The 21,250-nt window shown below is 65.5% G+C and carries 23 protein-coding genes and 2 tRNA genes; 13 read left to right on the top strand and 12 right to left on the bottom strand.

What is annotated here, in order from left to right; genetic code table 11:
- Positions 1 to 103: 103 nt before the first annotated feature.
- Positions 104 to 2,656: an AAA domain-containing protein gene (locus VHK65_06020; protein HVS05707.1), complete on the top strand. Its 2,553-nt coding sequence runs from the start codon at positions 104 to 106 to the stop codon at positions 2,654 to 2,656.
- 20 nt (positions 2,657 to 2,676) lie between these two features.
- On the opposite strand, the gene VHK65_06015 is transcribed toward VHK65_06020, so the two are convergent.
- Positions 2,677 to 2,814: a hypothetical protein gene (locus VHK65_06015; GenBank protein ID HVS05706.1), complete on the bottom strand. Its 138-nt coding sequence runs from the start codon at positions 2,812 to 2,814 to the stop codon at positions 2,677 to 2,679.
- On the opposite strand from VHK65_06015, the gene VHK65_06010 reads away from it, so the two are divergent.
- Complete coding sequence (locus VHK65_06010) at positions 2,809 to 3,309, top strand: DUF1684 domain-containing protein (GenBank protein ID HVS05705.1); 501 nt, start codon at positions 2,809 to 2,811, stop codon at positions 3,307 to 3,309. The genes VHK65_06015 and VHK65_06010 overlap by 6 nt on opposite strands.
- A complete protein-coding gene (locus tag VHK65_06005) occupies positions 3,306 to 4,091 on the top strand; it encodes an SDR family oxidoreductase (protein HVS05704.1) in 786 nt (261 codons plus the stop codon). Before VHK65_06010 ends, VHK65_06005 begins: the two co-directional genes overlap by 4 nt.
- On the opposite strand, the gene VHK65_06000 is transcribed toward VHK65_06005, so the two are convergent.
- Complete coding sequence (locus VHK65_06000) at positions 4,088 to 4,561, bottom strand: FABP family protein (GenBank protein ID HVS05703.1); 474 nt, start codon at positions 4,559 to 4,561, stop codon at positions 4,088 to 4,090. The two genes, VHK65_06005 and VHK65_06000, sit on opposite strands and share 4 nt — an antisense overlap.
- 28 nt (positions 4,562 to 4,589) lie before the next feature.
- Positions 4,590 to 4,663: transfer RNA gene (locus VHK65_05995), tRNA-Arg, on the bottom strand.
- Positions 4,664 to 4,711: 48 nt separating this feature from the next.
- Between VHK65_05995 and VHK65_05990 the strand changes: the two genes are divergently transcribed.
- The 5 genes from VHK65_05990 to VHK65_05970 all read left to right on the top strand — a co-directional run bounded on the left by VHK65_05990 (position 4,712) and on the right by VHK65_05970 (position 9,446).
- Positions 4,712 to 4,789, top strand: a tRNA-Pro gene (locus VHK65_05990).
- Between the two features lie 83 nt (positions 4,790 to 4,872).
- Positions 4,873 to 5,406 (top strand): PadR family transcriptional regulator, encoded by a 534-nt coding sequence (locus VHK65_05985; GenBank protein ID HVS05702.1) that lies wholly within the window; start codon positions 4,873 to 4,875, stop codon positions 5,404 to 5,406.
- Positions 5,403 to 6,134: an ABC transporter ATP-binding protein gene (locus VHK65_05980; GenBank protein ID HVS05701.1), complete on the top strand. Its 732-nt coding sequence runs from the start codon at positions 5,403 to 5,405 to the stop codon at positions 6,132 to 6,134. Before VHK65_05985 ends, VHK65_05980 begins: the two co-directional genes overlap by 4 nt.
- A complete protein-coding gene (locus VHK65_05975) occupies positions 6,131 to 8,458 on the top strand; it encodes an FtsX-like permease family protein (protein ID HVS05700.1) in 2,328 nt (775 codons plus the stop codon). The genes VHK65_05980 and VHK65_05975 overlap by 4 nt, the downstream gene beginning before the upstream one ends.
- Before the next feature lie 70 nt (positions 8,459 to 8,528).
- Positions 8,529 to 9,446: an NAD(P)-dependent alcohol dehydrogenase gene (locus tag VHK65_05970; GenBank protein ID HVS05699.1), complete on the top strand. Its 918-nt coding sequence runs from the start codon at positions 8,529 to 8,531 to the stop codon at positions 9,444 to 9,446.
- A gap of 386 nt (positions 9,447 to 9,832) precedes the next feature.
- Here the strand turns inward: VHK65_05970 and VHK65_05965 are convergent, their stop codons facing one another.
- The 6 genes from VHK65_05965 to VHK65_05940 form a co-directional block, all read right to left on the bottom strand.
- Positions 9,833 to 10,672 (bottom strand): DMT family transporter, encoded by an 840-nt coding sequence (locus tag VHK65_05965; GenBank protein HVS05698.1) that lies wholly within the window; start codon positions 10,670 to 10,672, stop codon positions 9,833 to 9,835.
- A 141-nt stretch (positions 10,673 to 10,813) separates the two neighbouring features.
- Positions 10,814 to 11,029 carry a hypothetical protein gene (locus VHK65_05960; protein ID HVS05697.1) on the bottom strand — a complete coding sequence of 72 codons (216 nt, stop codon included), beginning with the start codon at positions 11,027 to 11,029 and terminating at the stop codon, positions 10,814 to 10,816.
- On the bottom strand, positions 11,016 to 11,297 hold the full coding sequence (locus VHK65_05955) for a hypothetical protein (protein HVS05696.1): 282 nt from the start codon (positions 11,295 to 11,297) through the stop codon (positions 11,016 to 11,018). Before VHK65_05955 ends, VHK65_05960 begins: the two co-directional genes overlap by 14 nt.
- Before the next feature lie 10 nt (positions 11,298 to 11,307).
- Complete coding sequence (locus tag VHK65_05950) at positions 11,308 to 12,345, bottom strand: homocysteine S-methyltransferase family protein (protein ID HVS05695.1); 1,038 nt, start codon at positions 12,343 to 12,345, stop codon at positions 11,308 to 11,310.
- A complete protein-coding gene (locus tag VHK65_05945) occupies positions 12,335 to 13,498 on the bottom strand; it encodes an FAD-dependent oxidoreductase (protein HVS05694.1) in 1,164 nt (387 codons plus the stop codon). The genes VHK65_05950 and VHK65_05945 overlap by 11 nt, the downstream gene beginning before the upstream one ends.
- Positions 13,499 to 13,539: 41 nt before the next feature.
- On the bottom strand, positions 13,540 to 14,118 hold the full coding sequence (locus tag VHK65_05940; GenBank protein HVS05693.1) for a cupin domain-containing protein: 579 nt from the start codon (positions 14,116 to 14,118) through the stop codon (positions 13,540 to 13,542).
- Positions 14,119 to 14,208: 90 nt separating this feature from the next.
- Here VHK65_05940 and VHK65_05935 point away from each other — a divergent pair, with 90 nt between their 5' ends.
- Positions 14,209 to 15,000, top strand: a complete 792-nt coding sequence (locus tag VHK65_05935) for a PhnD/SsuA/transferrin family substrate-binding protein (protein ID HVS05692.1) — start codon at positions 14,209 to 14,211, stop codon at positions 14,998 to 15,000.
- 18 nt (positions 15,001 to 15,018) lie between these two features.
- On the opposite strand, the gene VHK65_05930 is transcribed toward VHK65_05935, so the two are convergent.
- Positions 15,019 to 16,134: an ATP-binding cassette domain-containing protein gene (locus VHK65_05930; GenBank protein ID HVS05691.1), complete on the bottom strand. Its 1,116-nt coding sequence runs from the start codon at positions 16,132 to 16,134 to the stop codon at positions 15,019 to 15,021.
- Positions 16,135 to 16,189: 55 nt separating this feature from the next.
- On the opposite strand from VHK65_05930, the gene VHK65_05925 reads away from it, so the two are divergent.
- From VHK65_05925 to VHK65_05915, 3 genes are read left to right on the top strand one after another with little or no spacing between them, the layout of a single operon-like run.
- Positions 16,190 to 16,873 (top strand): ABC transporter permease, encoded by a 684-nt coding sequence (locus tag VHK65_05925; GenBank protein ID HVS05690.1) that lies wholly within the window; start codon positions 16,190 to 16,192, stop codon positions 16,871 to 16,873.
- Positions 16,870 to 17,577, top strand: a complete 708-nt coding sequence (locus tag VHK65_05920; GenBank protein ID HVS05689.1) for an ABC transporter permease — start codon at positions 16,870 to 16,872, stop codon at positions 17,575 to 17,577. Before VHK65_05925 ends, VHK65_05920 begins: the two co-directional genes overlap by 4 nt.
- Before the next feature lie 40 nt (positions 17,578 to 17,617).
- Positions 17,618 to 18,553 (top strand): glycine betaine ABC transporter substrate-binding protein, encoded by a 936-nt coding sequence (locus VHK65_05915; protein ID HVS05688.1) that lies wholly within the window; start codon positions 17,618 to 17,620, stop codon positions 18,551 to 18,553.
- Between the two features lie 91 nt (positions 18,554 to 18,644).
- On the opposite strand, the gene VHK65_05910 is transcribed toward VHK65_05915, so the two are convergent.
- On the bottom strand, positions 18,645 to 19,094 hold the full coding sequence (locus VHK65_05910) for a DUF2269 family protein (GenBank protein ID HVS05687.1): 450 nt from the start codon (positions 19,092 to 19,094) through the stop codon (positions 18,645 to 18,647).
- A gap of 18 nt (positions 19,095 to 19,112) precedes the next feature.
- Between VHK65_05910 and VHK65_05905 the strand changes: the two genes are divergently transcribed.
- Positions 19,113 to 19,571 (top strand): SRPBCC family protein, encoded by a 459-nt coding sequence (locus VHK65_05905; protein HVS05686.1) that lies wholly within the window; start codon positions 19,113 to 19,115, stop codon positions 19,569 to 19,571.
- Between the two features lie 313 nt (positions 19,572 to 19,884).
- On the opposite strand, the gene VHK65_05900 is transcribed toward VHK65_05905, so the two are convergent.
- On the bottom strand, positions 19,885 to 21,231 hold the full coding sequence (locus VHK65_05900; GenBank protein HVS05685.1) for a replication-associated recombination protein A: 1,347 nt from the start codon (positions 21,229 to 21,231) through the stop codon (positions 19,885 to 19,887).
- Positions 21,232 to 21,250: the final 19 nt, after the last annotated feature.

Below are 21,250 nucleotides of genomic sequence, written 5' to 3'. Positions count from 1 at the left end.
CAGGCTGACGCTTACGCCTGTCCGACGCTCTGCCGAAGGGGTGGCTAGCCGTCGGCCCACCTGTGAAAGCCAGGCCCAATCTTATGCGCCACAAGGAGCGCCATTGACCTTACGGTTACCGCCTGTTGTCGCGGGGTCCCCGTTCGCCCATCGGGCCCCTGACATCACCGCGGTCCGCCTGCTCGTTTGCGCCGCGCCGCAGAGCCAGGCCGAGACCCTGCTCGCCCACCTCGGCCAGGAGGCCCTGATGGGTTTGCTGACCGAAGCCACCGAGGGTGACGGCTACGTCGATATCAAGCACGCTCCGGTGCGCTTCACGCTCAACCTGCAGAAGCGGACGGAAACCACCATCGAGCGCTTTGGGCTGACCGGCCAGCTCTTCGGGCTGCCCGGCCGCGATGTCGCCTTCGTCATCGAGCGGGTTCAACCCGATCCGGACCCTTCCAAGGATGCGGGAGACGTGCTAACGTTAGAAGTCGCCGAAGCTTTGGCTGATGCCGCTTCCTACGTGCCGGAGGAGGACTGGGTCCGCCGGCAGTTGACCGCGCTCGAAGAGGCGGCACAATTGCCGCTGGTCCTGGCCGGCCAGGCCTTTGCCAACCACGAGCGGCAATGGCTCGCCTGGCAGGCCGAACAGGACGCCCGCCCCTACGACGTCGAGACCGAAGGCGTGATCTGCAGCAAGTGCGAGAGCCTCCAGGTGGCCGGTGCGAAATGCACCGTCTGCGGCGCCACCAACGGCGACCGCAGCGCCGGGGCGATGCTCGTCCTCAGCCGTCGAGGCGGGTTCAAGGAAGGCGACCGCGTCATCATTCGCACCGGCCACGGAGCGGACCGCGAAGGCACGCTGCTGCGTGGCGAAGGCGGCGGACGCCGCTGGTTGGTCAAGCTCCGTGAGGAGGGCCTGCTCGGTCCGGGCACGGTCCGGCCGCAGCCGATCACCGCCGTCGTCGAGGTCCAGCAGCGAACCCTGAATGGCTTTCCGGCGGGCGACATCAGCTTGCGCCGCGTCGCGGCGCTCCTGATCGCCCCCGACGAGGTGCTGCCCCCGGGTACCGGCGACCTGCAACCCTTCGATGAGCGCCTCAACCCGAGCCAGCAGCAGGCGGTGCGCAGCGCCGTCAATCTTTTCCCCGGGAGCATGCAACTGGTACAGGGACCGCCCGGGACCGGCAAGACGACCTCGATCGTTGAGACGGTTCGCCAGCTGGTGGCGCGCGATCCCAGCGTCCGGATCCTCATGACCTCCCATGCCAATACGGCGGTAGACAACGCGCAGGAACGTCTGCAAGGACTGGACTCGCTGCGCATGGTCCGCATCGCCGAGCCCGAGAAGGTCGATCCGAAGTTCCGCGCGAGCATCGTCGAGGCCGACGATCCGCGGGTGCGCAACGCCCATGTGGTCTTCGGCACAGTCAACCGCATCGCGCTCGCCTGCAAGGAAGCCGAGATGTTCGACTGGCTGATCCTGGACGAGGCGAACAAGGTCCGCTTCACCGAAACGCTGCCGCTATTGCGCCTGGCTCCGCGCTGGCTGCTGGTCGGCGACCACCGCCAGCTGCCTCCGGTCCTGGACGAGAGTGCCGCGGCGTTCCCGGTCGAGGACGACGAGGCGAGGGCGATGGTTCGCGACGCGAGCTTCTTCGAGTTGAGCTGGGTCGTCTTGCCCGAAAGCAACCTCGTCATGCTCGACGAGCAGTACCGGATGGCGGCGCCAATCGGCAGCTACGTATCGGTGGCGTCGTATGACGGGCGGTTGCGGAACTCGCCGGAGATGGCGGCGCTGCGCTCGCCGCTGCCGTGGCCCTTCAACCGCAACCTCACCTGGCTGACGATCCGCGGCCGCGAAAAGAAGGGCGGCTCAGGAAGCATCTCGAACCGCGCCGAGATCGAGGCGGTCGGACGGGTGGTCCGCCACCTGCAGCGACTCGGGCTCGAGCAGTTACGCGTCGCCGTCATCGCCATGTACCAGGACCAGGTCACCCAGTTGCGGCGCGAGCTGCGGATGGTGGCGCTGCCAGGGCTGGCGGTCGATACGGTCGATGCCTTCGAGGGTGAGGAGGCCGATGTCGTCATCCTGAGCCTGGTGCGGAGCAACGAAGCGGAGCGGATCGGTTTCTTGAAGAAGGCCCAGCGGCTGAACGTCGCGATCTCGCGGGCGAAGCAGCTGCTGGTCGTGGTCGGCGACATCGAGACGATGACCGGCCGCGAGGGACAGGATCTCTACCGACCGTTGCTCGAGCACGTCGAGCGCGAGGGTCGCGTGGCCGGCATCGGTGCCCTTCATGCCATGGACGCGGCGGTCGGTGGGCGCCAGCGAGGCGACCGTCGGCGGCAGCGGGTTGGCGCCGCCCCGGCGGCCGGAGGTCGATCGCGCCGGCGTCGCCGTGGGTTCGGGCCTCGTCCGGTAACACCGGGCGCCACCGTCGCAGGCAATGGTGTCGCGGCACCGGAGGGCGGAGCACCACCCACGGAAAACGGCGCGGCCCCGCCCCGCAAGTTCCGGCGCCGCCGCGGGCGACGCCGCGGTTCTGCCGCACCAGCCAACGGAACCGCGACGAGTGAGAGCCAGGCCGCATCACATGCCGATGGCAGCGCACCGTCCCCCGCGCCCGAGCGCGAACCCGCGGCGCAGGCCGTCGAGCACAGCGGCTGACGACCACCTCAGGCTAGAAATCACTGGCTGACCGCGGGCCCCAGCACTACGTCGACCTCGCGGACTGGCGCCGGCGTGTCGGCGACCTTTACCGCCTGAAAGGACCTGATGCGCTGCAACGATTTCGGCAGGGTCGCGATCAGCTGTTTCGTATGCACCCGCAGTCGCCGCTCTCGCCCGCAGCCCAGGCGGCGTTCAAGGGCCTGTTCTACTTCGAGCACGACCCGAGCTACCGCCTGACGATGCGCCTCGAGCCCGCCGGCGCGGGCGATCCGCTGGTGGTCAACACCGGCGGTGAGGATGGCGTCATTACCTACCGCCGAGCCGGCTGGTTGAACTTTCGCCTCGGCGGCCAGGATTGCCGGCTCACCATCTTCAGCCTGGTCGGCTATGGCGGAGGTCTGTTTCTGCCCTTTCGGGATGGCACGTCCGGCAAGGAAACCTACGGTGGTGGGCGCTACCTCTTCGATACGGTGAAGAACACCGACGGCCTGGTCCTCGAAATGACCGCCGGTTCGCCTGACATCACGATCGATTTCAACTTCGCCTACAACCCGTCGTGTGCCTACGACGCCCGTTGGGCCTGCCCGCTCGCGCCGCGCGAGAACTGGCTGCCGGTCCCCGTACGCGCGGGTGAGAAAGTATTTGCGTGAGTAAGACCGCGCTGATTACCGGCGCGTCCGGCGGGATCGGCTATGAGCTGGCGATCCTGTTTGCCCGCGACGGCTACGACTGCATCCTGGTTGCCCGCAGCCAGGACAAGCTCAAAGAGCTGGCCGAACGCCTGGAGAGTGAGCACCGCGTCAAGACGCTGGTGCTTGCCAGGGATCTTTCCAAACCGAGCGCCGTCGATGAGATCTTTGAAGAGGTCACCGCCGCCTCGATGCACGTCGACGTGCTGGTCAACAACGCCGGCTTCCCGGTATTCGGTCTCTTTAACGAGACGGACCTGCGCATCGAGCTCGAGATGCTGCAGGTCAATGTCATCGCGCTGACCGCGCTCACCAAGTTATTCCTCAAGGGGATGGTCGAACGTCGAGCCGGCCGCATCTTGAATCTCGCATCGACGGCGGCATTCCTGCCGGGTCCGCTGATGGCCGTCTATTACGCGAGCAAGGCGTACGTGCTGTCGTTCTCTCAGGCGCTGTCGAATGAGCTGCGCGGGACGGGGGTTACGGTCACCGCACTCAGCCCTGGGCCGACGCGAACCGGCTTCCAGCAGCGCGGCGTGATGGAGGACTCGCGCCTCGTGCAGAGTCAGATCGCCGATGCGGCCTCGGTCGCCCTCGCCGGCTACCGCGGGCTGATGGCGGGCAAGACGATCGTGATTCCCGGCTTCAGCAACAAGTTGATCCCCTGGGTCGTACGGCTTTCACCGCGGGGCGTTGTGACACGAGTCGTGCGCCGAATGCAGGAGCGCGTCCCGCAGCGTTAATCCGAGCGGCGGAAGCTGCCCGTCAGGTGCCGAATCGCCGGATTCCCTTCCAACCCCATCTTCATCTCGTAACGGAGCGCCTCCCCATCCATCCAGAACGATCGGCTGATCGCGGTGACCGGCTTGGCGGTCGGGGTGCGCCCGACGCTGGCGCACTCGACGTCGACCCGCCGGCCATCCACCCGGCCGAGCGAGATCTCCGCGTAGCCGATGGGCTGGGCGATCACGAACTCGACCCGGCCTTCGCCGACGAGCCGCATGTAGCCCGCTTCGGCATGCATCGGCTGGCCGGTCTCGAGCGACTCCGTCCGCTGGGTGTAGATCAGAAACGGCTTGCCGTTGTGGGCGAAGCGGATCTCCTCGCGATAGCGGAAGGGCTTGATGCTCGGGTACTGTCCCTCCCCTTCTCCGCGCCAGGTGCCGAGCAGGAAGGTCACCGGGGTGAGCGCCGGATTCAGCTCCGCGGCGATCATGGGCTCCATGTTAGAGGCTGAAAACTGCCCTCGGCAGGACTCGAACCTGCGACGCCCTCCTTAGGACGGAGGCGCTCTGATCCCCTGAGCTACGAGGGCATGCTCCGGCGGCGCGCCAGAGAGAGGTTATCATTGACATTCGCTGATCGGGGCGTAGCTCAGCCAGGTTAGAGCGCTCGGTTCGGGACCGAGAGGCCGAAAGTTCAAATCTTTTCGCCCCGACCACGATTTTCCTCACCCAAGCCCTTGACATGCGCCGCGGCCTTATGCATACTCAGCATACATACTGCGTATGGGTAGTCGAAAGCTTGTCGCTTAAGTACGGCGTGCTGGGGCTCCTCAAGGAGCAACCCCTCCACGGATATGAGGTGAAGAACCGCTTTGAAGCCATGCTCGGAGGCACCTGGGACGTCAATATCGGCCAGATCTACACGACGCTCCAGCGCCTCGAGCGCGACGGGCTCGTCCGGCCCGTTGGTCATCGCGGCGACCGGGGCAAGCTGCTCTACGAGCTATCGCCGGAGGGCGACAAGGCGCTCCACGAGTGGCTCGCCCAGCCGGACTCCGGGCCTCAGCAACTGCACGAGGAGATCTACGTGAAACTCCTGCTCGCGACCCGCATCGCCAACGGCGACCTGAAGGGAATGCTCGCTCGGCAGAAGCGTGCCTACCTGCAACGTCTGCGCGACCTGAACCGGCTGGAAGAAGGGGCCCGCCGCGACGGACGCATCGATCTCGCGCGACTCGTTCGCGGCGCATTACTTCACACGGAGGCAGATCTCAAATGGATGGACGAATTGTCATCAGAGCGTTTCGGGACGGAGGGGGCGAAGACAGAATGAGCGAGCTGGTCCGGCTGACCGACGTCACCAAGGTTTATCAGGGCGGCATCACCGGGGCGCTCAACGGCGTGTCGGTCGCCGTCGGGCAGGGCGAGTTCACCGCGATCATGGGACCCTCGGGCAGCGGCAAGTCCACCATGCTCAACCTCGTCGCCGGAGTTGACCGGCCGACGTCCGGCACCGTCGTCGTCGGCGGCACCGACCTCGGCAAGCTCGGTGAGACCGGACTGGCCCGGTTTCGGCGCGACCACATCGGCTTCGTTTTCCAGTTTTTCTACCTGCTCCCCAACTTGACCGCGCTCGAGAATGTCCTCATCCCCGCCCAGCTCAAGGGCAACTCACCGAACGGTCGAGCCCGGGAGCTGATGGAGCGGCTTGGCATCAACGAGGTCGCAAATCGGTACCCGGCGCGGTTGAGCGGCGGCCAGCAGCAGCGCGTCGCAATCGCCCGCGCGCTGATCAACCAGCCGACCCTCCTTCTCGCGGATGAGCCCACCGGTGCGCTCGACACGCGCAGTGGCGAGCAGGTGATGGAGCTCCTCGGCGAGCTTCATCGCGAAGGGCAAACGGTCCTGCTCGTCACCCACGATGCCAAGCTGGCGACCCGGCACGCTACCCGCGTGATCAGCGTGATGGACGGAACGATCGTCGACGACGCGCACCTGGAGAGCCCGGAGCGGGCGGCCGCCGAGGTGATCCGCGTGCGCGGCGAGGAGGCAGCGCGATGACCGCCGTCCTTCTCAAAGCCATGCGGGACTTACGCCGGCGGCGGCTGCAAGCCGCGGTGATCTTCGTGACGACGCTGCTGGCGGTCGGCACCGGCACGATGGCGCTAACCCTCATCGCACAGACCCGCGACCCGTTTCAGCTGGCATTCGATGCGCAGAAAGGCGCTCACCTGAAGGTGGCGTTCGACGGCCGGATTGACCCCGGTACGATCGCCGGAACGCCGGCGCTCATCGGGGCGACCTCCTACGGCGGGCCGTATCGAGCGACCGACGTCCAGTTTCAGTCAGCGGGACACAAGTACCTGGTGACCGCCGTCGGCCGCGACAACCCGGGAGGCGACGTTGGGCAGGTCCGCATTGCGGCGGGCCACTGGCCATCCAGCACGACCGAGATCGCGCTGACGCGGTCCTTTGCCGACCTAAACCACATCTCCATCGGAGACAGGCTCAAGGTGGTCAGCGTTCCGCAGGAGCCGGTGCTCACCGTCGTGGCCGAGGTGGTGGACATCGATGAGCTCCGGGCGGACGTCGGCGGCGTCCAGCACGCCTGGGTCCTCAGTCCAACCGTCGCCCCCTTGACCGCGAAGGACGCGTCGTTCCTGATGGACTACCGCTTCGCCAGCGACCCGACCAGCGCTCAACTGCAGGCGCACCTGGATACACTGCGCGCCTCGCTTCCGCCAGACAGTGTCACCAGCTCGGCCAACTACATCTTTGTCCGCACCGTCTTCCACATCTCGACGCAGATCCTCACCGGGGTGCTGGTCGCCTTCAGCGTTTTCGCGCTGGCTGCGACGGCGGCGATCGTGGCCAACCTCGTGACCGGGATCGTCATCTCGGCGTATCGCGAGATTGGGATCATGAAAGCCGTCGGCTTCACCCCACTGCAAGTGGTCGGCGTCTTCGTGCTCCAGATCCTGGCTCCCGCGGCAGCGGCCTCCATCCTCGGCATTCCAATCGGGACGGTCCTGAGCGAGCCGCTGCTGGCGAGCAACTCGCAGGCGCTGGGTCTCGCTTATCAGCCGACCTTCTCACCCGCTCTCGACGTCCTCGCGCTTGCTGGGGCACTGCTCATCGTGACCATCGCGGCGGTGATTCCGGCGTTTCGTGCGGGCCGACTCAAGCCCGCGGCCGTCATCGCCAATGCTTCGGCCCCTCGGGGCCACAGCGGCCGCTGGCTCCGCCGCCTGGCATCTCGGGCCAGGCTGCCGCGCCCCATCGTCCTCGGTCTTGGCGAGGCGGCGGCGCGGCCGGGCCGGGCGATCCTGACCCTCCTTGCCATCGTTCTGGGCGTCGCCACGGTCGTCGTTGCCCTGGGAGAGGCGCGCAGTTTCAACAAGATTTACACCTACGAGGGACACATCGGCAAGGTGGATGTGGTCGTCACCAAGAGCCTCGCCCTGGCGGACGTCGAGGCCACGCAGCTGATCAACTCGCAGCCGGAAACCATGCGCGTGGTGGCGGAAACGACGACCAACATCAACGTTGCGGGAATCGCTGATCCGGTTAACACGATCGGCTTCCGCGGTGACTCTGGGGCGCTCGGCTACCTGATCTCCCCGGGCCACTGGTTCACGGGTCCCGGTGAGGTGGTTGCCAATAGGGGCTTCGTCCAGGACGCCCACCTCAACCTCGGCGACACCTTTCCCGGGACGGTCCAGGGCCGCGCGCTCAAGCTTCGAATCGTGGGCGAGGTTTTCGACTTCACCGCCGGTCCAGGAGGCCATGTGCTGATGGTCGACTGGTCGACGATAACCGCCGCGGTCCCGGACCTCACACCGTCCGTCTACCAGGTGACGCTGAAGCCCGGCTCGAACCTCGACGCGTACGTGAAGCGCCTGGCCGCAGCGCAGCCGGACCTGCTCGATGTTCAAGCCAACAGCACCGGCAACACCGCGTTTCTTACCGTGATCGCAGGCGTCCTGTTCGGGATTGCGGCGATCGTCGCGCTGATCGCGATCGCCGGCGTCTTCAACACGATGTTGCTGAGCACGCGCGAGCGCGTGCGCGACACCGCTACCCTCAAGACGCTTGGCATGAGCCCGCGGCAGGTGATCGGCATGGTCGCCACCTCAGCCGGCCTCCTCGCACTGGTGGGTGGTCTGATTGCGGTACCGGTAGGGGTTGCGCTCTACCGGATGCTCTTCGACCAGCTCAGCAGCCTCGGCGGCAACATTACGCCGGTCGCCTTTTACGACGTCTTTGCCCCATGGGAGCTGATTGCCATCCCGCTGGGAGGCATCATCGTGGCGGTGGTCGCCGCCGGGATTCCAGGCCGCTGGGCGGCGCGCACCAACGTCGTGGAGGTCCTCCACGCCGAGTGACATGAGAGCCGTTGTGTACGACAGGTACGGGCCGCCGGACGTTCTACGACTCGAAGATGTTGAGCGGCCCGTGCCCGCGGAGGACGAGGTCCTGGTCAGGGTCCACGCGACGACGGTCAACCGGTTGGACTGCGCGACCCGTGATGCCAACCGACGCAGCGGCCTGGCGGTCTCGCTGATCAGCCGGCTCGTCTTTGGGATCCGCCGACCGAGGCGGCGGATCCTCGGCACCGAATTTGCTGGAGAGGTCGAAGCCGTCGGCGCTGCTATCACCGAGTTCGCGCTCGGTGACCGGGTCTTCGGCGCCAGTGGGCTCGGGTTCGGGGCACACGCCGAGTTCATGGCCATGAGGGTGAGCGGCCGTATCGCGCACATGCCCGGCAGGATGTGCTTCGAGCAGGCGGCGCCAATCTGCGACGGAGCCCTCAACGCCCTGGCATGCCTGAGACAGGCGCGGCTCCGAAAGGGGCAGACGATCGTCGTCTACGGCGCATCGGGGGCCATCGGTACGGCGGGAGTCCAGCTGGCCAAGTACTTCGAAGCCGACGTCACGGCGGTCTGCAACACGAAGAACCTTGAACTCGTGAAATCGCTCGGAGCCGACGCCGTGATCGACTACACGCAGCAGGACTTCTTGAAGAACGGCAAGACATACGACGTCATCTTCGACGCGGTCGGTAAACAGTCGTTCCGCCCCTGCAGAGACTCACTGAAGCCGGGCGGCAGCTACCTGGCGACCGACGGGTTCCGCAATCTCCTCTTGGCGCTATGGACCTCGCGGATCGGAACGAAGAAGGTGAGGTTCTCGATAACCAGCCCGATGCCAACGAAGAAGGACGTTGTCTTCCTCAAAGAGCTGATCGAGGCCGGGAAGTACCGGCCGGTCATCGATCGCCGCTACCCGCTGGAGGACGTGGTCGAAGCGACGAGGTACGTCGAGACCGAGCAGAAGACAGGAAACGTCGTCCTGACAGTCAGCCGCGCCTAGCGAAACAGATCAGTGCGGATTTTGTAGAGCCCGAACAGCAACGTTCCAAAGCCGCCGCGGATACCCAGAAGCCGGACACATGGAGGAGCCACGTTGTCAGCGTGCCGACAAGCATGCTCAGAATCCCCGCACTCATAAGCAGCGCAAGGAGGATCGCCTGTTTCCGCACGACAGCCCTCACGCCGCTCAAATACCACGAAGCCTAAGCACGCTCGGCTAAATAGCAGGTTCTTGACGCAGTTTGCGGTTCAGTCCGACAGAACCCACAGATAGAGATGACAGGCCGAACCTTCCTTGCGATGCTGATATTCGTTGGGTTTGTGGTGGCCGTGATGTGGTTCGCGATTCTGCCCGCCCTAACCACCTATCGGCCGACCCTGCCCTGATCACCCAATCGTCAGCAGCGCGATCCCGCCGACGATCGCAACCGCGCCGGCGACCCGGAGCCACGCGTCACGCCTCTCGCCGAGCCGCCAGATTCCCCAGGCAGTCACCAGGACGATGGCTGACTCGCGGAGCGGCGCGATGATAGCCAGCGGCGCGACGCTCAGTGCGAACAGGATCATGAAGTAGGCGGCGGTCATGAGCACGCCAACCGCGACGGATAGCCGCGGCTGATCGCTGAGTCGCGACCCGGGAACGCGGCGAACCGTCGCAAACGCCACCAGGAGGATCGCTCCGAAGAGCCAGAGAAGCCACCCGTAGATCCACGGCGAACCCAAACGGACACCGATCCGGTCCAGTGACGTGTAGGCCGCGATCATCACTCCCGTCAGGAGCGCCGGCCAGAGCGCCGAGCCCGCGTTGGATGGTCGCCGGACCACCCAGATCCCTCCAAGCAACGCGATGACGCCCAGGATTGCCGGTGCGTGCAACCGTTCGCCCAGCAAAATCACGCCAACTAGCACCGCCAGAAGCGGGGCCGTGCCGCGGGCGATTGGATAGACCACCGAGAGCTCCCCGCGTTGATAGGCGATGGAGAGCGCGATGAAATAGATCAGCTCCAGGAATGCCGAGGCGAGCGCAAGCAGCCAGCCTCCGAGTGGGAGTCCAGGACGGCCCGACAGAAGCCAGGCCACGGCGACCGGCGGCAGCGAGAGGACCGTTCCCCAGGTCAGCGCCCTCGTCGCTAGTGCGAGCGGGTTCTCGGAGGCCTTGAGCAGCGCGTTCCAGGTGGCATGGAAGACCGCCGCCAACAGGACAAGAGGCAAGACCGCCAACGGCACGAAGCGAGTCTAGTCATCCCCATCCACGGGGGAGATCGCCGACGACACGGACGCGGACGATTTCATCGCGCCGTCGAAGGAGCGCCCGAGGAACGGCCCCCACCCTACCCTCCCCCAGATGGGGAGGGTAAGAAGCTCAAGTCAGGGCCAGAAGAGATGGCCGAGTAGCATCCCGATCGCAACCGCCACGACGTAGCTGAACCGCGGGTAGGCGCGCACCAGCGAACGGATCAGGTTGGTGAGCGGCGCTTGCCCCTTCCCCAATGAAATCGTCTCATTGAGCATCAGGATGAAGACGGCGCCGACGAAGATGGTCGCGAGCAGCGAGAGGATCGCACCCGGGCTAACGTGCAGCACGGCGACTCATCAGCTCGCGGATCGTGCGCGGAGCCGGCGCAAGCAGTCCAGTGGCCGGCCCCCACAGAAAGTGCCCGAGCACGATCCCGACCAGGATCGCGATCACGAGCACGAGGCCGGGAATATCGTGGGCGGCTTCGCGGAAGTAATCGGTGATCGTTTTGTTGTCGGTAAAGAGGGCCCAGGTCTCGAAGGCCAGGAGCAGGAAGATCGCGCCCACGACGGCCGTGACCAGCAAGGAGACGAGGTTGCCGCGGTTGAGGATCATCGGGCCGAGCTTAGCCCTTCCAGTCGACCAGGAATTCCTTTTCTTTCTCCTCCACCTTGGTGCCGAGCACGGGGTGGAGTTCGATCGCCGGCGAGTACTTGCTGGCGGGGACGATCCGTCCCAGGGCCTCGGCGATGGCACGCACATAGTGTGGCGCTCCCCCACAACAGATCCCGATGTAGTTGACGCCCAGGGCCTGCGCCCGCCGCGCGTAATCCGCCATCTCGAATCGCGTACAGAGGAACGGCTCCAGCGCGATGGGAAAGACGTTGGTTCCCTCGGCGGATTTCAATGACTCGAACGTGGGCATCGCCGCCTCGGTCTTGTAAGGAACCGGCTGCATCGCGACGTAGCCGCTCACCCGGCTGCGCACCTGTTCGATGAGCGGCAGCATGGTCGCCGGCCCCCGGTCGCAGTTCAATCCGACGATGTCGGCCCCCTGGTCGGCCAGGATCTTGCAGGCGTCGACGTAGTCGTAGCCATCCCAGGTCTGGTGTGGCCGGGTGGTGGCTAGCGTCACCATTGCCGGGAGGCGAAGCTCCTTGATCACGTCGAGCCCGATCAGCGCCTCTCCCAGGTAGTCATTCGTCTCCGCGATGACGAAATCGATACCCTCGTCCACCGCCCAGGACAGCTGCTCCTCGTACATGGCGCGAACCACCTTGGAGGACGCGTCCTTGTTCTTCGGGTCGTACGCCCAGGTGTTGCAGATATCGCCCGCGACCAAGGCGTCGCCTTCGCGCGCGACCTCGTTCGCGATTCGCACTGCCTGCCGGTTCATCGCCTCCAAATCGTTCTCGCGGCCGACGTCCTTGAGCTTTCCGCGGTGCGCGTAGTAGGTGAGTGCCACCATGACGTCGGCACCCGCTCGTAGGAACTCGCGATGGAGCTCCCGCAGGGCGTCGGGAAAATCCAGGACGACCTCGGGCACATACGGCCCGGCCTTGATATAGCCGCGACGCTCGAGCTCGAAGACATAGCCTTCCGCACCCAGCACGACGCCGCTCTCCAGGCGGTCGAGAATCCCGCGTCCGCTTCTAGCCGGCACGGCTGACCACAAAACGCTCCGGGGCGAAGCGCGAGATGTCCTCGACGGTTCGCGCCTCGAGGCTAAGTTCCATCAACGTCCGGCCGATGAGCGGCGCGAATTTGTAACCGGTGCCCCGCCAGCCGGTCCCAACCGCTCCGCCAGGCAGGCCGGGAATCGCTCCCAGGATGAAGTTGTCATCTGCCACCAGATCATACGAGCACTGGTCGGCGCCCTCGACGTCGATGACGCGGGCATCCATCAACTCCGGCATGCACTCGGCGACGAAGGTCTGCACGCTCGTGATAGAGGTCACCTGCGTGCGGACGTCGGGCGGGTTGTAGTAGCCGATCTTGACGCCCGGCGTTTTTCCCTCGAGCATCGGGTGCCCGTAGATGCCCACGTCGAGGTAGGCGAACACGGGGAGCCGTCCCGGCGTGAACATCTCGCGCTTGGCGGGCGGCGGGATCAGGTACTTCGACTCGCTCGGCCGGTCCGGCCGCAAGGGTAGCCGGAGATCGCAGCCGTCGATCCTGGCGAGCAACTCGTTGGTGCCCAGCCCGGCCGTGAGGACGAGGCGCTCGGCCACGCGCTCGCCGGCGGCGGTGTCGATCGCAATCAGGCCATTCCGCCGGCTGATCCGGTTGACCACAGTGTGCTCCTCAACCGCCACCTGCCCGGCGTGAAGGCGCATCAGCAACGCCGATGTGATCGGCGGGACATGGAGAAAGCCCGCCTCGACGTCGAGCCGCCCGAGATCGACGTCGAACTGCGGAAAGCGGGCGCGGAGCCCGTCGCGGTTGAAGGCCTCCGTCTTCAATTGCAGGCCCTGCAGGACCCGATAACTTTGCTCCGCATACGTCGCCGCCAGGTCGGGCGTGACGCTGGCTTTGGCGAGGTTCAGACAGCCGCAGTCGATGAGGAAGGACTCACCGGTTTCCCGCTGGAAATCCAGCCACAGCTGGCGCGCCGCGAAGGCCAGCCGGGCGTATTCCGGATCGAGATAGTCGTTGCGGATCGACCGCGTCAGGCTGAACGAGGCCGCCCGCGGATCGCCCAGTCGCCATTGGTCCAGCACCAGGACGCGTGCCCCACGCCGGCGGGCGAAGTCGGCGGTGAAGAGGCCCATGACGCCGGCACCGATGATCGCCAGGTCGTAGACGGTCTCAGCCAAGATCGCTCGGGCCCCGAACGGCTAGCTCAGAGCCGGCCGGCTCAGCTGGCGAGTTCGCCGGATTCCCGGGTACAGTACCGCGGATAGTGAGCCCGGTAGCCGAACAGCCATCCAACCGGGGCGAGCGCCGGAAGGCCGAGCCGCAACCAGATGGGACGACTCAGGGGACGGCTCTCCCGGCGGTAGGCCGCCGCGATGACCGCCCACTGCAGCATGTTCCCGATGCCGCGAAGGTGGTGTTTGCCATCACGAGCCAGGCCGAAGGTCGTTTCCGAGAATTCTTGCTTGAGCATACCGGGCCGGAACTCCACCAGCAGGTGCGCCTCGACCTCCCCGGCATTCCACAGACAATGGGCCGTTCGCCGTGGCACGGTCAGCTGCTGGCCGGGTCGGAGGTCGAAGCGGGCACCGTGGATGGAAAACGACGCGGTTCCTGAAATCACGGTAAAACGCGATTCCTGGACGGGGTGGACGTGGGGATCGCCAACGCTGCCGCCGGGTGCGAGCCAGGACTCGTACTGGACCAGCTCGCCCTGTGTTTCGGGGGCAGTCTTTAGAAAGCGGATCCGTTCGCCGTGGAGGGGGTTCTCGATGATCGGACCGACGATGGGCGACGTCACCTCGTTGGAGTGTTTTGCGGAGTATAGAAGAAGACGGTGGCCGGCGCAATAAATTGCGCCACTCTGTGCAATACTGCCGTCAACCCGCCCGTGAAGCCCCTCGTTTTCGCGAACTTCCTCGCGCCGAACATGACCTCCGTCTACGCCGACGTGGCGGCGCGCGTCGGCCGGGCGCTCGGGGTACCGGCGCAGCTGGTCGAGGGAAAGGACTGGGAGCAACTTCGGGATGGCTCGGTCGACGTCGCATTCCTCTGTGGGCTTCCCTATGTCCGCCTCCGCCGCGAGCGGCCGGGGATGCTGCGACCCCTGGCGGCTCCGGTGCTAGACGAGGCTCGCTACCAGGACCGGCCGGTGTATTTCTCCGACGTCATCGTCCGGCGCGACAGCCCGTTTCGTTCGTTCGGCGACCTCCGCGGGCGAAGCTGGGCCTACAACGACCCGGACTCCCACTCGGGCTGCCTGCTGGTCCGCTATCACCTGCTGCAGATGGGCGAAACGGAGGCGTTCTTCGGCCGCCGGACCTTCTCAGGCCGGCACCAGGAGTCGATCCGACAGGTAATTACAGGCGAAATCGACGCGTCCGCGATCGACTCCCAGGTGCTCGGCGTGGAGCGCCTGCGAAATCGGGACCTCGCCGGTGAGATCCGTGTGATTGCCACCCTCGGCCCCTCAACCATCCCCCTCGCCGCCGCGACGGCCAGGGTTTCCGATGCAGTGGAGGCTCGTATCGGCGCAGCCCTCTGCGAGCTGGGGCACGAGCCCGAGAGCCGAGCCGTTCTCGCCGGCGGTCTGATCCGACGCTTCACCGCGATCGACGACCGAGCCTACGACGACATCCGGGCGAAGATGGCCGTCGTGGAGAGCGCCGTCCCTAGCCGATAGGGTCGAATTTCGCGCCCATCAGCGACGTGCGCCTTCCAGCTCCGCCGGGACACGCTGGATCGCCGCCACGAACGCTTGCGGCGTGAGGACGCCGCGGAACCTATCGCCGTCCACCACCGCCACCCAGCCGGCCTGATGGATCAGCATCTGCGAGAAGGCGTCGAACAATGTCCGATCCGCGCCGATGATCGCATCGAGCGGACGGGCGCGATCCGCAACCCGCCCATCGCCAACGGCCAGCTCTCGGTCGAGCTCGCCGACCGGTTTGCCGCTTTGATCGAGGACGACCACCCGGGTCCAGCGGCTGTCGAGCAGGCGACGGGCGTCGGCCAGCGAGTCGTCGGGGTGGACGACGGGCGGCTGCTCCAACGCATTGAGGTCGATGGGCGTGACCGACAACCGCTTGAGGCCGCGGTCGGGCCCGAGGAGATCGATGACCAGGTCAGAGGCCGGCTTTGCCAGGATGGCCGCCGGCGTGTCGTACTGCTCGAGGCGGCCGGCGTTCATGACCGCGATCCGGTCCCCCAGCTTGATCGCCTCGTCGATGTCGTGGGTCACGAAGATGACGGTCTTGCGCACCTCCCGCTGGATCCTGAGGAACTCGTTCTGCAGCCGCTCCCTTGCGATGCGGTCGATGGCGCCAAACGGCTCATCCATCAGTAAGACGGGCGGGTCGGCACCCAACGCACGCGCCACGCCAACGCGCTGCCGCTGCCCGCCGGAGAGCTGGTGCGGATATCGGTGCGCAAATTGCTTCGGATCGAGGCCAACAAGCTCGAGCAGTTCGGTGACACGCCGCTGGATCCTCGCTTTGTCCCAGTGGAGCAGCCTGGGCACGGTGGCAACGTTGTCGCCGATGCTCAGGTGCGGAAACAGGCCGACGTTCTGAATGACGTAGCCCATCACCAGCCGCAGCGCGACGGGGTCGGCGTGGGTGACGTCCTGCTTATCGTGGAAGATCCGACCCTCGGTCGGCTCGATCAGCCGGTTGATCATCTTGAGGGTGGTGGTCTTCCCGCAGCCCGACGGCCCGACCAGCATCGTCAGCTGGCCGGTGGGGAACTCGATCGTCAGCTCCCGGACGGCCACCTGGCCGCCCGGATAGCGCTTGGTGACGCGTTCCAGCCGAATCATTAGAAACTTCTACTCTAAATTGATTGCCGCCGAAGGGCCCTGCTAGCATCGGGCAATGCTCGCCACCGGGGTCGTGGGGGCGGTCGAAGACCCATGGATCCGGTGGTCGTGGGTATCGGGACACGTGCCGGTCATCCGCGAAGCCCTGACCCAACACATTGAGCTGACGGTCATCGCGGTTGGCGTCGGGCTGCTGATCGCCATACCTCTCGGGCTGCTTGCCTGGCGACAACGCCTACTGCGCGGCCCCATCTTCTCCCTCACCGGCATCCTCTACACCATCCCATCGCTGGCGCTGTTCGCCATCTTGATTCCATTCACCGGGCTCACCTTCCTGACGGCGGAGATCGGGCTGGTCAGCTACACACTCTTGATCCTGATCCGCAACATCGTGGTGGGGATGGACGCGGTGCCGCTGGAGGTCCGGGAGGCGGCGCGCGGCATGGGATACCGACCGTTCGCCGAGCTGCTTCGGGTCGACCTGCCACTCGCCCTTCCCGCCATCATGGCCGGCATCCGGATCGCCACGGTCACCACGATCGGGCTGGTCACGGTCACCGCCCTCATCGGGGAAGGTGGCCTCGGCAGCCTGATCCTCGACGGGCTCATCCGCGACTTCAAGACGCCGCTTGTCGTCGGCACCCTGCTTTCGGTCGTTCTGGCAATCGTCGCTGATGTCAGCCTGTCCGGCTTGCAGCGGCTGGTGACCCCCTGGTCGCGAGGGAGATCGGCGGCATGAGCTTTATCGGCCAAGTGCTGCAATGGTTCCTCGACGGCTCACACTGGCAGGGCGATTTCGGCATTCCGAACCGGTTGTTCGAGCACGTGTACATGTCGGCGGCGTCCCTTGCCGTCGCCGCCCTGATCGCCCTGCCCATCGGGATCACGATTGGGCACATCGGCCGCTGGGGCAACCTGGCGATCAACGTCTCCAACGTCGGTCGCGCCGTTCCCTCATTCGCGCTACTGGTGTTCGCGGTTCAGTTGGTGGGCATCGGCTTCTGGCCGGCCTTCGTTGCCCTGGTTGCGCTCGGCATACCACCGATGGTCACCAACAGCTACATCGGAATGCGAGAGGTGGATGCCGATGTACGTGAGGCGGCGAAGGGGATGGGCATGCGCGATCGTGCCGTCCTGTGGCAAGTCGAGCTGCCCATCGCCGCGCCGCTGATCATGGCCGGCGTGCGCACCTCAGCGGTCAACATCGTCGCCACCGCCACGCTCGCCGCCCTGGTGGCGTGGGGCGGGCTTGGCCGATTCATCGTTGATGGCCTGGCCCAGCGGGACACGGTTCAACTCTTTGCGGGTGCACTGCTGGTGGCACTGCTCTCGATCGCGGTCGAGGTGAGCCTCACTGGCCTGCAACGAATCACGACCCCAATAGGTCTGCGTAGCGAAACAACCACTCAGGAGGTTAGGTCAACAAGTCTGTCGGCGGCGTAAACATCGGCGCAATATTCAGGAGGTGGCGAGGCAAATGCGGATGAATCGAATCCTTGTGCTCGGCGCGAGCATGGTCGCGCTGGGACTCGTGACGACATCGTGCGGATCGACAGGTGGGACCTCAAGCTCCAGTCCCAGTCAGATCGCGAGCCAGATGACGTTGGGTGGTCCAGCTGAGTGCCCGACGCGGCCGTTCTGCCAGGCTGGCCTGGTCAGGGTCTACGGCCTACACTTCAAGACTTTCAGGCCGCTCGATGCGGGCGGTCCTCTGACCAAAGCGGCGCTCGACCGCGGGGATATCGACCTGGGCCTGATCTTCTCGAGCGACAGCGCCTACTCCACCGGCAAGTACGTCCAGCTGCAGGATGACAAGCACCTGCAGAACGCAGACAACGTGGTGCCGCTGATCAAAACGAGCAAGGCGACACCCGACGTCACGGCGTTACTCAACGAAATCGATGGCAAGCTCACAACCCAGGACCTGATCGCGCTCAACAAGAGCTCCGATGTCGATAAGCAGGATCCGGACGTGATCGCCAAGAAATGGCTGACGGATCATGGCTACACCTCGACCTCGGGCTCGTCGACGGGCACGATCACCGTTGGTGCGCTCAACTTCCCGGAGAGCGCCATCATCGCCCAGATCTACGGACAGGCCCTCAAGGGCAAGGGTTACACGATCAACTTCAAGCTGAACCTGGGGAGCCGTGAGGTCGTCGAGCCGGCACTCGAGAAAGGCGATATCGACCTCTTCCCCGACTACGCGGCAACCGAGCTTGAGTTCCAGAACAAGGGGAAGGGCGAGGCAACCCCTGACGCGGCCGCCACGGTCGCAAAACTGAACACCTACCTGTCACCGAAGGGCCTCAAGGCGCTCGATCCGTCACCCGCCGTCGACCAGAATGCTTTCGCCGTTCTGAAATCCGGCAAGTACGGGAAATACACGAAGCTTTCCGACCTCGCCGGCAACGCGTAAACCCGACCCACTCGCTCTCACCCCTCCCCCACTTGCGGGGGAGGGACCGCACTCTTACCCTCCCCCTCTGGGGGAGGGTCGGGGTGGGGGTTTACAGACTTGGCTTGGTGACCATCAGGAAGAGGATCGCCAGGATCGGCACCATGACGCCGATTCCATAGATCGTCGCTCGCAGGTTGGCGCTCCGATACGCGGCCGATTGCGCACCGTCGCGCTCCAGCGCCTCGATCTGGCGAGTGAGCGCCGGTGAATAGACGGCCAGCGCGAAGATGAACACTGCCACGAAGAGGACGATGGCGGCCATGATCCAGTGCGTCGTGTATGACCAGTGCCACCAGGCCATCGTGAGACCGGTGACCAGGACCATCAGGTAAGCCGGGTTGGCGACCTGGTCGTCGAGGAACTTCACGCCGCGCAGCGCGAACGACTCGTGCGCGGGATCAATCGCGCCGCGGGCCTGCCAGACGCCGTAGGTGATGTTGGCCCCAAAGGCGGTGATCACAAACAGGATGTGCAAGAACTTCACGATGTTGAAGAGCACGTTCCTAAAATACTCTGCGTGCCCGAGACCTATCACTTCGTGACTGACTGGCGCCTCCGGGCGCCGCTCCAGAAGGTGTGGCCGGTGGTGCTCGACATTGAGAGCTATCCGGGCTGGTGGAAGAACTTCCGGCGCGTGACAATAACGCGCGGTGACGGGAAGTCGGTCGGTTCGGTGATCGAGTGCGAGGTGCGTGGCTCGCTGCCATACAGCCTCAAGTACGCGCTCGAGGTCAAAGAGGCCGACGAGTATCGCCACATCCTGCTGCAATCGACGGGCGACCTGATCGGGACGGGCCGCTGGGAATTCTCGGAAGTCGATCCGTCGACCGTCAAGGCCGTCTACTACTGGGACGTCGCGACGACCAATCCAATCCTCAACCTGGTGGCTCCGCTTGCGAAGGGCGCCCTCGCCCGCAACCACGAGCGGGTCATGGCCAACGGTTATGCGGCGCTCCGGCCGTACGTGGAGGGTTGACCCCTTAGTCGGCTGCCTCTACGAGCGGAGCCTACCGTAAAAGCGATAAGCCAGGAAACAAAGAATCGCCGATAAGAGGGCCAGAGTGCCTGTCACCTGGCAGACGGTCTTCAAAAGGTCAGGCAGACTCGGTTGGACGAAGCCATTGAGGAGCAGTCCCACCGCTGCACCGGCCGACGTGAAAGTCAATATGCCCCAGACCCGACGGGGGGCCTTCAAAACCTCCTGCCTTACCCACTCCATAGCCGCGAATCCCCTCGATTTTCTAATGCCAGCGCAACTGAAGGGAACAGTTCACTTTCGGGTTTGGCAACTAGCTCGTCTTGCGGGTCTTGCGGCGCGCCGCCTCGAAGGCGTCGAGCCGATCCTTCACCGTCTTTTCGTAGCCACGATCGGAGGGGTGGTAATAGGTCCGGTCCTTGATGGCGTCCGGCAGGTGCTGCTGCTCGACTTGGGCTTCCTCGTAGTCGTGCGCGTACCGGTAGCCCTTGCCATAGCCGACCTTTCGCATCAGCGGCGTCGGGGCATTTCTGAGCTGGAGCGGAACCGGGTCGGCACGGGTTCGCTCGACGTCTTCCTGAACATTCGTGTAGGCGGCGTACAGGGCGTTGCTCTTCGGCGCCGTCGCCAGGTAGACGACGGCTTGCGCCAATGTCAGGTTCGCTTCCGGCATGCCGATGAAGTGGGCCGCCTGTTGCGCGGCCACCGCCTGGGTCAGCGCCTGCGGGTCGGCGAGACCGATATCTTCTGAGGCGAAGCGGATCAGGCGACGCGCCACGTACAGCGGGTCTTCGCCCGCCTCCAGCATGCGGCCCAGCCAGTAAAGTGAGGCATCCGGGTCGCTGTCGCGGAGGCTCTTGTGGAGCGCCGAGATGATGTTGTAGTGCTCCTCGCCTGCGCGGTCGTAGAGGAGGTTCTTCCGCTGAACCGCCTCCTCGACGAGCGCGGCCGTCACCAGCCGGCGGCCCTGCTTTGGCCGCGCCAGCGCCGCCGCTGCCTCCAGGCCGTTGAGCGCCACCCTGGCGTCACCATTTGCCACCCGGATCAGCGCGGCGCGCGCCTCCGGCTGGAGGTCGACGTGGCGTCCGCCGAGCCCTCGCTCGACATCGGACACGGCGCGGTCGACGATCTCGCCTACCTGGTCGTCGTCGAGCGCAGCGAGGACGAAGACGCGCGTGCGCGACAGCAGCGCGGCGTTGACCTCGAACGATGGGTTCTCAGTGGTGGCGCCGATCAGCGTGATGACACCCTCCTCGACGAAGGGCAGGACCGCGTCCTGCTGGCCCTTGTTGAAGCGGTGGATCTCGTCGATGAAGAGGATCGTTCGCTGGCCGGACTGCGCCCGACGAAGCCGCGCTTCCTCGATGTTGCGCCGCAGGTCGGCCACCCCGGCGCTCACGGCGCTGAGCGGAACGAAGTGCGAGGACGTCACGCGGGCGATCAGCCGCGCCAGCGTCGTCTTTCCGCTGCCCGGCGGTCCCCACAACATCATCGAACCGACGCGGTCCTCCTCGATCGCGCGGCGCAACTCGTGCTCCGGTCCGACCAGGTGTTGCTGCCCGACGAACTCGTCGAGCGACCGCGGCCGCATACGAGCGGCAAGCGGCTGGTCTTTTTGAGCCGGCTCTGTCGGTGCCGGAAAGAGCGTCTCCTGCGCCATCAGACGACTATAGGTCCCG

The organism is Candidatus Dormiibacterota bacterium, assembly GCA_035544955.1.
Lineage (GTDB): Bacteria > Chloroflexota > Dormibacteria > CF-121 > CF-121 > CF-13.
This window is presented reverse-complemented; position numbering and strand designations above follow the sequence as displayed.